We start from the raw sequence: 15363 nt of genomic DNA, 5'->3' as shown, positions 1-15363 counted from the left end.
GGGCCCCGCCGGAGCGGGGCCCTTCGTGTGTCTGGCACCAGCGGGGTCACGCGCGGTCGACGAACCCCGTGATCCCCAGGCCGTCTGTGCTCGGCACACGGATCTGGTTGCCGGAGTAAGTGATTCCACCGATGACGGGCGAGCTGACCGACCACCATGCGGCGTCGAGGTCGCTCACCTCGGTGGTCGGCTCGGCAGCCACGAGCGCCGCCGCGGCCCCGACCCCCACGTGGCTCTCCATCATCGATCCGACGATGGTGCGCAGTCCTGCGTCGTGGGCGCGGCGCAGCATGTCACGGCCCACGGTGAGCGACCCGCACTTGGCGAGCTTGACGTTGACGAGGTCGGCCGCGTCCAGCCGGATGATCCGCTCGAGGTCGAAGGGGCCGTAGCACGACTCGTCGGCCATGACCGGCAGTCCGACCCGCTCGCGCACCCAGGCCAGTCCCTCGACGTCGTCGGCCACGACGGGCTGCTCGACGAACTCGACCCCGAGGTCGGCGACCTCGAGCGCACGGATGACCTGCACGGCCTCCTCGCGCGTCCAGCCCTGGTTGGCGTCCAGCCGGATGGCGACGTCGGGACCGACGGCGTCGCGCACCGACGCGACACGCTGCACGTCGGTGCTCGCGTCGGTGCCGACCTTCATCTTCAGGGTGCGGAAACCGTCGGACACGCGCGCTCGGGCCGTGTCGGCTAGGGCGTCAGCGGCACCTGCCGACAGGGTGACGTCGGTCGTCAGCACCTCGCGTATGCCGTCCGGCCGGGCCGCGAGCAGCACCGCCACCGACGTGCCCTCCGCCTGGGCGACGAGGTCGTGCAGGGCCGCGTCGACCGCGGCCTTGGCGCCGAAGTTGCGGGCCACGGCGCGCTGGACGACGGCAGCGGCTACGGCGAGGTCGCTGCGGTCGTCGAGCCGGTGACCCGTGACGGCAGGGGCGAGCATCTGCTCGATGCAGGCGGTGGCGCTCGCGAGCGACTCCCCCGTCACCTGCCACACCTGCGGCGCCTCGCCCCAGCCCGTGCGGCCGTCGCTGTCGGTGACGGTGACGACGACGGTGTCGGTGGTCTCGGTGCGGCGCAGGGCCGTGACGAACGGCGTGTGCAGCGGCACGGACGAGGTCGTCGTCGTCACCCGCGCGACGGTGGTCATGCTCGCTCCTCCTCGGTGTTCTCGCTGTTGTCCTCGGTCGGGTGCTCGGCGCGCCAGACGTCGTGGGCGATGCCGGCGACGAAGACGGCCGCCTCCGTCTCGTCGAGGTCGATCGTCGTGCAGACGGCGATGACGAAGGGCTCCTCCCCCTCCGGACGCACGAGCGCGACGTCGTGGGAGACGCCGGGGATCCAGCCCGACTTGCTCGCGGTCGCGGTGCCCGGCGGCAGTCCGGCCGGCACCTGGTCGACGTGGACCTGACGGGCCAGCATCTCCTCGACCGGTGTGAGCACCTCGTCGCCGCCGAGAGCGGGCTCGCGACGCCCGACCGCGGCCATGACGAGCCCCAGGTCGGCGGCGGTCACGGTGTTGGTGATCCCGGCGTGACGAGCCACGGCGTCCTCGATGCCGCGCCCGACCACGGTGGCCGGCGAGCAGCCGACGATCCGGAGCACCTCGGCGACCTCGTCGAGGCCGACGACGTCGACGAGCAGGTTGGTCGCGATGTTGCTCGAGTGGGTGATGGCCTGCTCGGCCAGCTCACCCAGGGTGCGGGTGCCGCCGACGGCCGCCCACGTCTGCGGGTCCTGGTCCTCCGACTCGTCGAGCGCGAACGTGGAGCCGTCGAGCACGGAGGCGAAGGTGCCGGTGACCGCGACCGGCGCGTCGAGGTCGAGCTCGCCGCGCACGACGCGCCGGAAGGCGGCGATGACGAGCGGGAGCTTCATGGTGGACGCCGCGTAGTGGGGTGCGAGCGCGTCGTGCTCGTAGCGGGACCGGCCTTGCAGGTCGCCCAGCCACACCGACACGGTGGCGGGCTGCGGCTGGGCCGACGGGTCCCGGGGCACCACGGCCCGGTCCAGTCGTGAGTCGAGGTCCGAGAAGGGGCTGCGCACCCCAGCACGGTAGACGATCAGGCGGCGGAGGCGGACACCACGTCGCCCGACGGGACGGGCAGCGAGACGGTCGGGGCGAGGCCCTCGCTCTCGGCCATCCGGTTGGACACGTCGATGAGGACCTGCGACAGCGGGAGCGACAGCGCGCCGCAGATCGAGGCGAGCAGCTCGGACGAGGCTTCCTTCTCGCCGCGCTCGACCTCGCTGAGGTAGCCGAGGGAGACGGAGGCGGTCGCCGAGACCTCACGGAGGGTGCGACCCTGGGCGCGCCGGCGCTCACGGAGGACGTCGCCGAGCTCGCGTCGCAACAGTGTCGTCATGCCGTCCTCCTTCAGGTCGCTGGTGTCGTGCGTTCGGGTGTGGAGCCGTCGTCGGGGCGACCCGACAGCCCTACCGTACCCCGAGGGTCCCACGGCGGCGCAGGTGTTTGGCGCGTGGCGCCCGTCTCCTCCACCGCGAGCCGGAGCACCGCGTCGACGGTGGCCGACCGGATCTCGGCCCTGGTCCCGTTCAACCCCAGCGCGCGCGTCACTGTTCCCGACGGCCCGGCCACGGCCACGTGGACCGTGCCCGCAGGCTTGCCCTCCGACGGTCCCGGACCGGCCACGCCGGTCGTGGCGAGACCCCACGTGGAGCCCAGCCGGCGGCGTACGCCCTCGGCCATGAGGACGGCGACCTCGGGGTCGACGGTGCCGACCCGCGCGACGAGGTCGGCGGGCACGCCGAGCAGTGCCGTCTTGACCGCTGCGGCATAGGCGACGACCCCACCGAGCAGCACCGCGGACGCTCCGGGGGTGTCGGCCACGGTGGCGGCGACGAGGCCGGCCGTGAGCGACTCGGCGCACGCCACGGTCTCGTGCGCCTCGGTCAGGCGGGCCACGAGCCGCGCCCCGGGCGCCTCGACGGACTCGACGGACTCGACGGACTCGACGGACTCGGCGGACTCGACGACGTCGTCCACGTCAGTCCCGCTTCGCCGTCCGCTCGGGCGGTGCCGGGTCGCCGGACGGGCCGTCCGCCGCCTCGGACCTCGCATCGCGGGCGGCATCGCGGGCGGCATCGCGGGCGGCATCGCGGGCAGCGGCGCGGGCGGCCCGCCGTGCAAGGGTCCGCTCGCTCGTCTCGCGCAGTCGCGCGGCCTTGAAGACGTAGTCGATGCCACTGATGACCGTCATGACGAGGGCCGCGCCGAGCACGACGTACGCCGCGAGCAGCCAGGCGTCGCCAAAGGGGAGCACCCAGAGGGGGAAGGTCAGGGCGCCGAGCGACAGCGTCTGGAGCATCGTCTTGAGCTTGCCGCCGCGACCGGCCGGCATGACGCCGTGCCGGATGACGACGAAGCGCAGCACGGTGATGCCGATCTCACGGACGAGGATGACGACCGTCACCCACCACCAGACGACCCCGAGCAGCGACAGCCCGATGAAGGCCGTGCCCGTCAGCGCCTTGTCCGCGATGGGGTCGGCGACCTTGCCGAAGTTCGTGATCTCGCCGCGCTGCCGCGCGATCTTGCCGTCGATGCCGTCGGTGACCGCTGCGAGGACGAAGACCGCCCAGGCCCAGAAGCGCCACCACGGCTCGTGGCCGCCGTCCTGGAAGAGCAGCACGGCGTAGACGGGCACGAGCAGGAAGCGCAGCACCGTCAGGGCGTTGGGCAGGTTCCAGTCGGTGGGCCGGGGCGCGGGCCCCTCCCCCCGGTGGAAGGTCTGTGGCGTCATCGCGGCTCCGCGACGAGGTCGATCCCCTCGGTGCCGACGACGACAGCCGGCACGAGGTCGCCGACCTGAGGGGCCGGGGCGCCCTCTGGGACGTGCACGATGGTGACGCCGTCGACGTCGGGGCCCTGGAAGTCGGCGCGCCCGATGACGGTGCCCTCCTCGTCGTCGATCTCCTCCACGAGGACGAGGACCCGCTCGCCGACGCGCTCCTCGGCCCGCTGGGCGTTGAGCTCCTCGACGAGGCGGGTGAAGCGGTCGAGACGCTCGGCGACGACCTCGGGGGCCAGCTTGCCGGCATACCCCTCCGCCTCGGTGCCGTCCTCGTCGGAGTAGCCGAAGACGCCGACGACGTCGAGGCGCGCCTCGGTGAGGAAGGCCTCGAGCTCGTCGAGGTCGGCCTCGGTCTCGCCGGGGAAGCCGACGATGACGTTGCAGCGGATGCCGGCCTCCGGCGCGTCCGCGCGCACGCGGCCGAGCAGGTCGAGGAAGGCCTCCCGCGAGCCGAAACGGCGCATCGAGCGCAGCAGCGGCTCGGACGCGTGCTGGAAGGAGATGTCGTAGTAGGGCACGACCCCGGGGGTGTCGGCCATGGCACGCAGCAGGCCCGGACGGATCTCGGCCGGCTGGAGGTAGGAGACGCGGACCCGCTCGATGCCCTCGATGGCGGTCAGCTCGGGCAGGAGCTTCTCGAGGAGGGCGAGGTCGCCGAGGTCCTTGCCGTAGCTCGTGGAGTTCTCGGAGACGAGGAAGAGCTCCTTGACGCCCTGCTCGGCGAGCCAGCGGCCCTCGGCGACGATGTCGGCCGGACGGCGTGACAGGAAGGCGCCACGGAACATCGGGATGGCGCAGAACGAGCAGCGGCGGTCGCAGCCCGACGCGATCTTGAGCGGCGCCCAGGGGCGGCCGTCGAGGCGTGCGCGGATGACGCGGGGCCCGGAGGCAGGGGTCGGCACGTCGCTGTCGGCGAGGTCCGGGCGGGCGTCGCCGTGCCCCGGGAGCGCGACGGACGCGGAGCCCTGCTGGCGCTCGACCGGGGTGAGCGGGAGCAGCGTGCGGCGGTCTCCGGGCGTGTGGCTCTCGACGTGGCCACCGGCGAGGATCGTCTGCAGGTGGCTGCTCATGTCGCGGTAGGAGTCGAAGCCGAGCACGGCGTCGGCCTCGGGCAGCTGGTCGGCGAGCTCCTTGCCGTAGCGCTCGGCGAGGCAGCCGACGGCCACGACCTTCTGCGTGCGGCTGCCCTCGCCCTTGAGGTCGGAGGCCTCGAGGAGGGCGTCGATGGAGTCCTTCTTGGCCTGCTCGACGAAGCCGCACGTGTTGACGACGGCGACGTCGGCCTCGGCCGCGTCGTCGACGAGACGCCAGCCCTCCGCGAGCAGCCGGCCGGCCAGCTCCTCGGAGTCGACCTCGTTGCGCGTGCACCCGAGGGTGACGAGTGCGACGCTCTTGTCGGCGCTCGGGTGGGGAGGGGTCATGCGTCCACTCTAGATGGCGGGGTGTTCAATGGCCGACATGCTCGGAACCGCCCCCCAGGGCCACGACGACCTCCTGACGCGGGCACGCGAGCTCCTCCGGGAGCACCCCCTCGTCGACGGCCACAACGACCTCCCGTGGGAGGCGCGCGAGCAGACCGGCTACGACTTCGAGGCGCTCGACATCTCCGGTCGCCTCACGTCGACGCAGACCGACCTCCCGCGCCTGGCCGAGGGCGGGGTCGGCGCCCAGTTCTGGTCGGTCTTCGTGCCGAGCACCCTCCAGGGCGACTCGGCCGTCACGGCGACGCTGGAGCAGGTCGACGGCGTGCACCGGATGATCGGGTCGTATGCCGACCGGCTGGCTCTGGCCCGCACCGCGGACGAGGTGGAGGCGGCCACCGCGACAGGCCGCGTCGCGTCCCTGCTCGGCGCCGAGGGCGGTCACTCCATCGGCTGCTCGCTCGGCACCCTGCGCCTGCTCCACGTCCTCGGCGTGCGCTACCTGACGCTGACGCACAACGACAACACGCCGTGGGCGGACTCGGCCACCGACGTGCCCGTCGTCGGCGGGCTCAGCGAGTTCGGCCGCGAGGTCGTGCGGGAGATGAACCGGCTCGGCATGATGGTCGACCTCAGCCACGTCGCCGCGACGACGATGCGGACCGCGCTCGAGACCACCGACGCCCCCGTCATCTTCAGCCACTCCTCGGCGCTCGCACTGTGCGACACCCCCCGCAACGTGCCCGACGACGTGCTCGCCGCGCTGCCCACCAACGGCGGCGTGTGCATGGTGACCTTCGTGCCCGAGTTCGTCTCCCCCGCCACCGCCGCCTGGCGCGTCGAGGCTGCCGCGGCTGCGGCCGAGGTGGGCGTCGAGGCGCGGGACTGGGAGGCGTTCGGCCGGTTCACCGCCGGCTGGCAGCGCGAGCACCCCAAGCCCGACGCGACGATCGAGCAGGTCGTCGCCCACCTCGAGCACGTGCGCGAGGTCGCCGGCATCGACCACATCGGCATCGGCGGCGACTACGACGGCACCGACACCTTCCCCGTCGGTCTCGAGGACGTCAGCGGCTACCCGCGGCTCGTCGCCGCCCTGCTCGACCGGTCGTGGTCCGAGGCCGAGGTCGCGCGGCTCGTCCGCGGCAACACCCTGCGTGTCATGCGCGACGTCGAGGCCGTGGCCCGCGACCTGCAGGCCACCCGCGCCCCGAGCCTCAGGACCTTCGCCGAGCTCGACGGCACCCGCTGAGGGCGTCCGAGCGCGACCCGGGCACACGGCATACGCCCTCGGTGGGCGCGAACGCCTACTGGCGGAAGCGAGCGATGGTGAGCCCGACGAGGCGGGCGACGACGAGCGCGACGTAGAGCATGCCCGCGATCTGCTGGAGCAGCACGAAGGCCCGGGCGTGCGGCTCGACCGCGATGATGTCGGAGAGGCCCGTCGAGGTCATGGTCGTGATCGAGAGGTAGAGCAGCTCGAACCACGTGCGCGTGCCCGGGTCGGCCTCGCCGTAGATGGTGAACGAGTTGGGCCACAGGAGCTGGACGGCGACGTAGAGGTAGGCGAAGCCCCACGCCACGACGGTGAACGTCGCGCCGGTGGCGTAGAGCTCGTCGCGCGTCACCCAGTTGTCGGCGAACATGTACCGCAGCAGCCCGTAGCCCGTGTAGAAGTAGAAGAGCGCGTGCAGCAGGGCGCTCCAGAAGGCGACGACGTCGTTCGTCGGCCACACCGCCTCGCCGATGGTGAGCAGCACGACCGGGCCGCCCAGCCCCACCGCGACCCACGTCAGGGCCGGTGTCGCCCGTACCGCCCGCACGGCGAGGAACAGCACGACGAGGCCGATGAGGCCGAAGATGGCCCGGCCCGTCTCACGGACGTCACCCGCCCGCGTCTCGATGAACGGGTAGGCCACGAGCGCCGCGAGCTGGGTGAAGAGCAGGAGGGCACACGGCAGCTCGTTCACCTTGCGGCGCAGGCGGTCGACCCGCGACGGCGGCCCCGAACGACGGGGCGATGACGGCCAGAGCTCCAGCGACGCACTCACGACTCGGACTCTAGTGGCGGCCCCGTCAAGAACGCGTCAAGAGCCGTCAGCGCGAGGTCAACGGCCGCGGTCGGCAGCGGTGGCGACCCTAGGAAGGAGTCATGTTCACCTCCATCCTCCTCGGCGTGGTCGGGATCGCCGTGCTGGCCTACCTCGTCCACGTGCTCCTCCACCCGGACCGCTTCTGATGAGCGACACCGCCAGCGGGCTGCTCACGATCGCCGTCCTCGTCGCCGCCCTCGCCGTCGCTCACGTGCCCCTCGGGTCGTGGATGGCCCGCGTCTTCACCGACGCCAAGCACTGGCGCGTCGAGCGCCTCGTCTACCGCCTGTGCCGCATCGACCCGTCGTCCCAGCAGCGCTGGAGCACGTATGCCGTCGCCGTCCTCGGCTTCTCCGTCGTCGGGATCGTCCTGCTCTTCGCGCTCATCGCCCTGCAGGGCGTCCTGCCGCTCGCGCGCGGCGCGTCGATGCACCTCGACACCGCGCTCAACACCGCCGTCTCGTTCGTGACGAACACGAACTGGCAGTCGTATGCCGGTGAGTCCGGCACGTCGCCGCTCGTCCAGACGCTCGGGCTGACCGTCCAGAACTTCGTCTCTCCGGCCGTGGGCCTCGCCGTGGCCGTGGCGCTCGTGCGCGGGCTGTCACGCTCCAGTGGCGCCGAGATCGGCAACTTCTGGGTCGACCTCGTGCGGGGCACCGTCCGCGTCCTGCTGCCGCTCGCGCTCGTCGGCGCCGTCGTGCTGCTGCTCGGCGGCGTCATCCAGAACCTCATGTCGCCGACGGAGGTCACGACCGTGTCCGGCGGGTCGCAGGTCATCCAGGGCGGGCTCGTCGCCTCCCAGGAGGCGATCAAGGAGCTCGGTACCAACGGGGGTGGCTACTTCAACGCGAACTCCGCCCACCCCTTCGAGAACCCGAACGCCGTCACGAACCTCGTCGAGATCTTCCTGCTGCTCGTCATCCCCTTCTCGCTGCCGCGGACCTACGGCATCCTCGTCGGCGACCGCCGGCAGGGCTGGACGGTGCTCGCCTTCATGGGGACCCTGTGGGGGCTCATGGTCGCCGCCGTGACGTGGGCCGAGGTGAGTGCCGCGAGCGGACCCCTCGGCGGCCTCGAGGGCAAGGAGCTGCGCTTCGGCGTCTGGCCGTCCGCGCTCTTCGCGGCGAGCACGACCGGCACGTCGACCGGCGCCGTCAACTCGATGCACGAGAGCTACAGTGCGCTCGGCGGCGGCGGTGCGCTCTTCTCGATGCTGCTCGGCGAGGTCTCCCCCGGTGGCGTCGGCTCGGGGCTCTACGGCGCGCTGCTCCTCGCCGTGCTGACCGTCTTCATCTCGGGACTCATGGTCGGGCGCACGCCCGAGCTGCTCGGCAAGCAGGTGGGGCGGCGCGAGATCACCCTCACCGCGCTCGCGCTGCTCGTCATGCCTGCCCTCGTGCTCGTCTTCACCGGCATCGGGATGGTCGCGCCGCTCGTCTCGTCGCAGATGCTCGCCTCGGGGCCGCACGGGCTCACCGAGGTGATGTACGCGTACGCGTCGGCCGCCAACAACAACGGCAGCGCCTTCGCGGGCTTCTCGGCGGACACGCCCTACACGAACCTCACCCTCGCCCTGTGCATGTTCCTCGGCCGCTTCGTGCCGATCGTCCTCGTGCTGGCTCTTGCCGGTTCTCTTGTGGCGCAACGGCGCCGGCCTGTCAATGCCGGCACGCTGCCCACCCACACACCCACGTTCGCGGGCCTCTTCGTCGGGGTGGCGGTCATCGTCACCGGACTCACGTTCTTCCCGGCCCTGGCCCTCGGTCCCCTCGCGGAGGCACTGTCATGACCACCTCGCCCACCCCGTCCGTGACGACGACGCCGTCGTCACCCACCACCGGTCAGGGCGCCGGCACCGACCCGAGGTCCGGCGCCACGGAGACGGCGCCTCCCGCATCGGAGCTCATCCGTGCCGCACGTGGGTCCGTGTCGCTCGCCACCCTCTCGCGGCAGCTCGTCGCGACCTTCCCCGAGGCCGTCCGCAAGCTCGACCCACGCCACGTGTGGCGCAGCCCCGTCGTCTTCGTCGTGTGGGTCGGCTCGCTCGTGACCACGGTCGTCGCCCTCGTCGACCCCTCGTGGTTCGCCTGGAGCATCACGCTCTGGCTGTGGGCCACCGTGCTCTTCGCCAACATGGCCGAGGCCGTCGCCGAGGGTCGCGGCAAGGCCCAGGCGGCCACGCTGCGGGCCACGCGCACCACGACGACCGCGCAGCGTCGGCGTGCCGACGGCTCCCTCGAGACGGTCGCCGCCTCGGACCTCACGATCGGCGACCTCGTCGTCGTGCGGCCCGGCGAGGTCATCCCCGGCGACGGAGACGTCGTCGAGGGCATGGCCACGGTCGACGAGTCGGCGATCACCGGCGAGTCCGCCCCCGTCATCCGCGAGTCCGGCGGCGACCGGTGCGCCGTCACCGGCGGCACGACCGTGCTCTCCGACGGCATCACCGTGCGCATCACGACCAGGCCCGGTGAGACCTTCATCGACCGGATGATCGCGCTCGTCGAGGGCGCCGCCCGGCAGAAGACGCCGAACGAGATCGCCCTCACGATCCTGCTCACGACGCTGACGATCATCTTCGTCCTCGCCGTCATGGCGATCCAGCCGCTCGCCGTCTACTCCGGCCAGGCGCAGTCGGTCGTCGTGCTCGTGGCGCTCCTCGTCTGCCTCATCCCGACGACCATCGGGGCTCTGCTCTCGGCGATCGGCATCGCGGGCATGGACCGGCTCGTCCAGCACAACGTCCTCGCCATGTCCGGGCGCGCCGTCGAGGCGGCGGGTGACGTGTCCACGCTCCTGCTCGACAAGACCGGCACCATCACCTTCGGCAACCGCCGTGCGACCGAGCTGCTCGCGGCCCCCGGGCTTCCCGACGTGGAGGTCACCGAGGCGGCATACCTCTCCTCACTGGCCGACGAGACGCCCGAGGGGCGCTCGATCGTCGAGCTGTCAGCGCGGGGACTCGCCGACGAGACGCGTACCCGCTTCGACGACGTCCGGCGCGAGGGTGCCACGTTCGTGGAGTTCACCGCGCAGACCCGCATGTCGGGGATCGACCTGCCCGACGGCACGGCCGTGCGCAAGGGCGCGTCCGACGCCGTGTGCCGCTGGGCTTCCGACCACGGGGGTGGCGTCCCGTCCGGGGTGCTCACCGAGGTCGCGGGGATCGCGAGCTCCGGCGGGACCCCTCTGGTCGTCGCGTCGATGCAGCCGGGCGAGCCGGCTCGGGTGCTCGGCGTCATCCACCTCAAGGACGTCGTCAAGCCCGGCATGAAGGAGCGCTTCGCCCAGCTGCGCGCGATGGGCATCCGCACCGTGATGATCACGGGCGACAACCCGCTCACGGCCAGGTCCATCGCGGCAGAGGCCGGGGTCGACGACTTCCTCGCCGAGGCGACGCCCGAGGACAAGATGGCGCTCATCAAGAAGGAGCAGGAGGGCGGCCGACTCGTCGCGATGACGGGTGACGGCACGAACGACGCCCCTGCACTCGCGCAGTCCGACGTCGGTGTCGCGATGAACACCGGGACGTCCGCAGCCAAGGAGGCGGCCAACATGGTCGACCTCGACTCCGACCCGACGAAGCTCATCGACGTCGTCTCGATCGGCAAGCAGCTGCTCATCACCCGAGGCGCGCTGACCACCTTCTCGATCGCCAACGACATCGCGAAGTACTTCGCGATCATCCCGGCGATGTTCGTCGTGCTCTTCCCCGGTCTCGACGCGCTCAACGTCATGGGCCTGTCGACCCCGAAGTCGGCGATGCTCTCGGCCGTCATCTTCAACGCGCTCATCATCGTCGCGCTGATCCCCTTGTCGCTCAAAGGCGTTCGCTACCGACCCTCCGGCAGCACCGCCCTCCTGCGACGCAACATCCTCGTCTACGGCGTCGGCGGCGTCATCGCCCCCTTCATCGGCATCAAGCTGATCGACCTCGTCGTGAGCCACCTACCCGGAATGATGTGAGACCTGTGAACAACGTCGTCAAGCAGTCCCTCGCGGGCCTCCGGGCCATGCTCGTCCTCACCGTCCTGCTCGGGGTGCTCTACCCCGCCGTCGTGTGGGGTGTCGGCCAGTTCGTGGCGCGAGACCAGGCGGCCGGCTCGCTCGTCTCGTCCGGCGGCAGGGTGGTCGGCTCGAGCCTCATCGGCCAGCAGTGGCCGGGCGACGAGTGGTTCCACGGCCGCCCCTCGGCCAGTGCCTACGCCGGGGACACGAGCGGCGGCACCAACCTCGGGCCCGGGCCTGACCTCGACGCCGAGGTCGCGCAGCGCGGGCAGGCCGCCGGCCTCGACGCGACCAGCGCACCCGCCGACGCCCTGACGGCATCCGCCAGCGGGCTCGATCCGCACATCTCGCCGACGTATGCCGCAGCCCAGGTCGAGCGCGTCGCCGCGGCCCGTGGGCTCGACGTGAGCCAGGTGCGGTCGCTCGTGGCTGAGCACACGCAGGAGCGGGTGGCCGGCTTCCTCGGTCAGCCGCGGGTCGACGTCCTCGAGCTCAACCTCGCCCTCGCGCGCCTCACGGCGCCGAGCGCGGGGTGACCTGAGAGGATCGCCTCATGGGGCGTGGGTCGCTGCGGATCTATCTCGGGGCAGCACCGGGAGTCGGCAAGACGGTCGCCATGCTCGATGAAGGCCACCGCCGCCTCGAGCGCGGCACCGACGTCGTCGTCGGCTACGTCGAGACGCACGGGCGGTCCCACACGGCGGCCATGCTCGAGGGCCTCGAGGTCCTCCCTCGTCGCACGGTCGAGTACCGCGGCAGCCGGCTCACCGAGCTCGACGTCCCCGCGGTCCTCGCCCGACGTCCCCACGTGGTCCTCGTCGACGAGCTCGCGCACACCAACGTCCGCAACCGCGACGCCACCGATGGCGGAGTCGCGGACGGTCCGGACGCCGGCCACGAGAAGCGGTGGCAGGACGTCGAGGAGATCCTCGATGCCGGCATCGACGTCATCTCCACCGTCAACATCCAGCACCTCGAGTCCCTCAACGACGTGGTCGAGTCGATCACCGGCATCCGTCAGCAGGAGACCGTGCCCGACGAGGTGGTGCGCCACGCCGACCAGGTGCAGCTCGTCGACATGTCGCCCGAGGCCCTCCGCCGTCGCATGGCCCACGGCAACATCTACGGACCCGACAAGGTCGACGCCGCCCTCGCCAACTACTTCCGGGTCGGCAACCTCTCGGCGCTGCGCGAGATCGCCCTGCTCTGGCTCGCCGACCGGGTCGACGAGGCCCTCGAGCGCTACCGGGCCGACCAGGGCATCCTCGACCAGTGGCCCGCGCGCGAGCGCGTCGTCGTGGCGCTGACCGGCGAGACCGGGAGCGAGACCCTGCTGCGACGCGGCGCCCGGATCGCCACCCGGGCCGCCGGCGGGGATCTCATCGCCTGCCACGTCCGGTCCGCCGAGGGGCTGACCTCGACCGACCCTGCCGTGCTCGCTCGCCTGCGCCGGCTGGCGCACGACCTCGGCGCGGAGTTCCACGACGTGTCGGGTCACGACGTGGCCGAGGCCATCCTCGACCACGCGCGCGGCGTCAACGCGACGCAGATCGTGGTCGGCGTGAGCCGACGTGGGCGCTGGCAGCAGATCCTCCGACCGAGCATCGCCTCCGAGGTCGCCGACGAGTCGGGCGACATCGACGTCCACCTCGTGTCGCACGAGGGTTCGAAGGTGGGCCGACGGCGGTCGCGCGCGACCGGCCTGCCCACCCGTCGGGTGGTCACCGGGCTGCTCCTCGCCGTCGTCGCCCTCGTCGCCCTGACGGGGGTCCTCGTCGCGACGCGCGAAGGTCACACCCTGTCGCTCGACCTGCTGCTCTACCTCGCCCTCACCGTGGTCTGCGCTCTCGTCGGCGGCATCTGGCCCGCGCTCTTCTGCGCCGTCGTCGGGTCGCTCGTCGTCAACTGGTTCTTCACCGAGCCGCGGGGCACCCTGACCATCAGCGACCCACCCAACGCCCTGGCGCTCGCCGTCTTCGTGCTCGTGGCCATGGCCGTCTCGTCGGTCGTCAACGTCGCCGCCCGCCGCACCGAACAGGCGATCTCGGCCGAGCGCGAGTCGTCGGCGCTCGCCGCGATGAGCCGTGACCTGCTCGCGGAGCCTCGGCCCCTGCCGGCCCTGCTCGACCGGGCGCGGGACGACCTCGGCATGCGGGCCGCCGTGCTCGCCGAGGTGCACCCCGACCGGCCCACGACCGTCGTCGCCTCGACCGACGCCGACCTGCCGGCCGGAAGCGTGCTCCCTGCCGGCACGGGCTGGGCGCTCGACGTCACCGTCGACGACGGCGTCCACCTGCTGCTCGACGGCCCTCCCGTGGCCGCGGAGGACCAGCGCGTCGTCAACGCCTACGCCGCGCACGCCGCGATCCTCCACGGACGCGAGCAGCTCGTCCGGGCCGCGCGCGAGGCCGCCGGGCTCGCGCGCGACAACGCCGCACGCACGACGCTCCTCGCCGCCGTCTCGCACGACCTGCGCACGCCTCTCGCGAGCATCAAGGCCGGCGTCTCGACGTTGCGCCAGGCCGGGCTCGACCTGACGGCCGAGGACGAGGCGGAGCTGCTCGAGTCGGTCGAGGAGAGCGCCGACCGCCTCGACGCCCTCATCGGCAACCTGCTCGACCTGTCACGCCTCGAGACCGGAGCCGTGCGCGCGCACCACCACTCCATCGACCTGCTCGACGCCGTCGTGTCGACGGTGCGCACCACGTCGGCGCCGCAGCGCGTCGAGGTCGACCTCGAACCGGACCTCCCCCTCGTGCGCACCGACCTCGGGCTGCTCGACCGGGTGCTCGCCAACGTCGTCGAGAACGCCCTGCGGCACAGCGGCGACGCCGAGGTGCGCATCACCGCAGGTCGCATCGGCGACACCGTGCAGCTGCGGGTCGTCGACCGCGGGCCCGGGGTGTCCGACGCCGACAAGGAGCGCATCTTCGCCGCGTTCCAGCGCGTCGGCGATGCGCCCCAGGGCGACGGCCTCGGCCTCGGGCTCGCCGTCGCCCGAGGGCTGATGAGCGTCCTCGGCGGTTCGCTCGTGCCCGAGGACACCCCGGGCGGTGGGCTCACCATGGTCGTGGAGCTGCCGCTCACCCCGACCCCGCACGCGCCGCCCGCCCCCTCGGTCCGAGGTGATGGCGGCACGGACGTCGCGGCCGGCACCACCTCGACCGAGGCGACCGGAGCCACCGAGGCGACCGGAGCCACCGGGGCGACCGTGGCCACCGGGGCGACCGAGCCGGCCGACACCAAGGAGGACGCGTGACCCGAGTGCTCGTCGTCGACGACGACCCGCGGCTGCAGCGCACGCTGACGATCGCGCTGCGCGCCCACGGCAACGAGGTCGTCACGGCCGCCGACGGTCGCACCGCCGTGCAGTCGGTCCTCGAGGACGCGCCCGACGTCGTCATCCTCGACCTCGGGCTGCCCGACCTCGACGGCACCGAGGTGCTCCGCCGCATCCGCGCCGCATCGGTCGTGCCCGTCATCGTCCTGTCGGCACGGCACGAGTCCGACGACAAGATCGAGGCGCTCGACCTCGGCGCGGACGACTACGTCACCAAGCCCTTCGGCGTCGAGGAGCTCCTCGCCAGGGTGCGCGCCGCGGTGCGCCGCGGCGGTGACCTCGGGCGGCACCTCGGCCCCGTCGTCACCGACCACTTCGTCCTCGACTTCGCCGAGCGTCGTGCGACCGTCGACGGCGAGGAGGTCCGTCTGACGCCGACGGAGTGGCGGGTGCTCGAGGCTCTGTGCCGCGAGCCGGGCCACCTCGTCCAGCAGCAGGACCTGCTCCGGGCCGTGTGGGGCCCGTCCTACGGCCGCGAGTCGAACTACCTTCGCGTCTACGCCAACCAGCTGCGCCGCAAGCTCGAGCCCGACCCGGCGAACCCGCGCCACCTGGTCACCGAGCCCGGCCTCGGCTACCGCTTCAACCCCTGACCGTCGAAAGGCCACAAACCGGTGTGCCGCGCGAAGCGCGTCCCTCCCGGTTTGTGGCCTTTCGACGGTTGGGACGGGAAGGCGTCGAGC

The 15363-nt window shown here is 72.3% G+C and carries 14 protein-coding genes; 7 read left to right on the top strand and 7 right to left on the bottom strand.

All coding sequences use genetic code 11. From position 1 onward, the window contains the following. Positions 1-46 precede the first annotated feature (46 nt). Genes ACSQ2D_RS08400 through rimO form a run of 6 tightly spaced genes read right to left on the bottom strand, consistent with a single transcriptional unit; the run spans position 47 to position 5239 of the window. Complete coding sequence (locus ACSQ2D_RS08400) at positions 47-1153, bottom strand: dipeptide epimerase (protein WP_435985502.1); 1107 nt, start codon at positions 1151-1153, stop codon at positions 47-49. Next, positions 1150-2049, bottom strand: a complete 900-nt coding sequence (locus tag ACSQ2D_RS08395; RefSeq protein WP_435985501.1) for a serine hydrolase — start codon at positions 2047-2049, stop codon at positions 1150-1152. Before ACSQ2D_RS08395 ends, ACSQ2D_RS08400 begins: the two co-directional genes overlap by 4 nt. 17 nt (positions 2050-2066) lie before the next feature. Then, positions 2067-2369, bottom strand: a complete 303-nt coding sequence (locus tag ACSQ2D_RS08390; protein WP_435985500.1) for a helix-turn-helix domain-containing protein — start codon at positions 2367-2369, stop codon at positions 2067-2069. Between the two features lie 11 nt (positions 2370-2380). Then, positions 2381-3010: a CinA family protein gene (locus ACSQ2D_RS08385; RefSeq protein ID WP_435985499.1), complete on the bottom strand. Its 630-nt coding sequence runs from the start codon at positions 3008-3010 to the stop codon at positions 2381-2383. 1 nt (position 3011) lies between these two features. Next, positions 3012-3767: a CDP-diacylglycerol--glycerol-3-phosphate 3-phosphatidyltransferase gene (pgsA, locus tag ACSQ2D_RS08380; RefSeq protein WP_435985498.1), complete on the bottom strand. Its 756-nt coding sequence runs from the start codon at positions 3765-3767 to the stop codon at positions 3012-3014. Beyond that, positions 3764-5239 carry a 30S ribosomal protein S12 methylthiotransferase RimO gene (gene rimO / locus ACSQ2D_RS08375; protein ID WP_435985497.1) on the bottom strand — a complete coding sequence of 492 codons (1476 nt, stop codon included), beginning with the start codon at positions 5237-5239 and terminating at the stop codon, positions 3764-3766. Before rimO ends, pgsA begins: the two co-directional genes overlap by 4 nt. Before the next feature lie 28 nt (positions 5240-5267). On the opposite strand from rimO, the gene ACSQ2D_RS08370 reads away from it, so the two are divergent. Then, on the top strand, positions 5268-6488 hold the full coding sequence (locus ACSQ2D_RS08370) for a dipeptidase (RefSeq protein WP_435985496.1): 1221 nt from the start codon (positions 5268-5270) through the stop codon (positions 6486-6488). 55 nt (positions 6489-6543) lie between these two features. On the opposite strand, the gene ACSQ2D_RS08365 is transcribed toward ACSQ2D_RS08370, so the two are convergent. Then, positions 6544-7287 (bottom strand): ion channel, encoded by a 744-nt coding sequence (locus tag ACSQ2D_RS08365; RefSeq protein WP_435985495.1) that lies wholly within the window; start codon positions 7285-7287, stop codon positions 6544-6546. A gap of 101 nt (positions 7288-7388) precedes the next feature. Between ACSQ2D_RS08365 and ACSQ2D_RS08360 the strand changes: the two genes are divergently transcribed. Genes ACSQ2D_RS08360 through ACSQ2D_RS08335 form a run of 6 tightly spaced genes read left to right on the top strand, consistent with a single transcriptional unit; the run spans position 7389 to position 15273 of the window. Next, complete coding sequence (locus ACSQ2D_RS08360; RefSeq protein ID WP_435987834.1) at positions 7389-7475, top strand: potassium-transporting ATPase subunit F; 87 nt, start codon at positions 7389-7391, stop codon at positions 7473-7475. After that, the gene (gene kdpA / locus ACSQ2D_RS08355) at positions 7475-9121 is read left to right on the top strand and encodes a potassium-transporting ATPase subunit KdpA (RefSeq protein WP_435985494.1); all 1647 of its coding nucleotides are present in this window, start codon (positions 7475-7477) and stop codon (positions 9119-9121) included. The genes ACSQ2D_RS08360 and kdpA overlap by 1 nt, the downstream gene beginning before the upstream one ends. Continuing rightward, a complete protein-coding gene (gene kdpB, locus ACSQ2D_RS08350; RefSeq protein WP_435985493.1) occupies positions 9118-11298 on the top strand; it encodes a potassium-transporting ATPase subunit KdpB in 2181 nt (726 codons plus the stop codon). The genes kdpA and kdpB overlap by 4 nt, the downstream gene beginning before the upstream one ends. A gap of 5 nt (positions 11299-11303) precedes the next feature. Then, complete coding sequence (gene kdpC, locus ACSQ2D_RS08345) at positions 11304-11876, top strand: K(+)-transporting ATPase subunit C (protein ID WP_435985492.1); 573 nt, start codon at positions 11304-11306, stop codon at positions 11874-11876. Positions 11877-11893: 17 nt separating this feature from the next. Then, complete coding sequence (locus ACSQ2D_RS08340) at positions 11894-14599, top strand: DUF4118 domain-containing protein (protein WP_435985491.1); 2706 nt, start codon at positions 11894-11896, stop codon at positions 14597-14599. After that, a complete protein-coding gene (locus tag ACSQ2D_RS08335) occupies positions 14596-15273 on the top strand; it encodes a response regulator transcription factor (protein ID WP_435985490.1) in 678 nt (225 codons plus the stop codon). Before ACSQ2D_RS08340 ends, ACSQ2D_RS08335 begins: the two co-directional genes overlap by 4 nt. The last annotated feature ends 90 nt before the right edge of the window (positions 15274-15363 follow it).

The organism is Terrabacter sp. LjRoot27, assembly GCF_964254175.1.
Lineage (GTDB): Bacteria > Actinomycetota > Actinomycetes > Actinomycetales > Dermatophilaceae > Terrabacter.
Note: the sequence above shows the minus strand (reverse complement) of the source record. Positions and strands in the feature narration are given on the sequence as shown.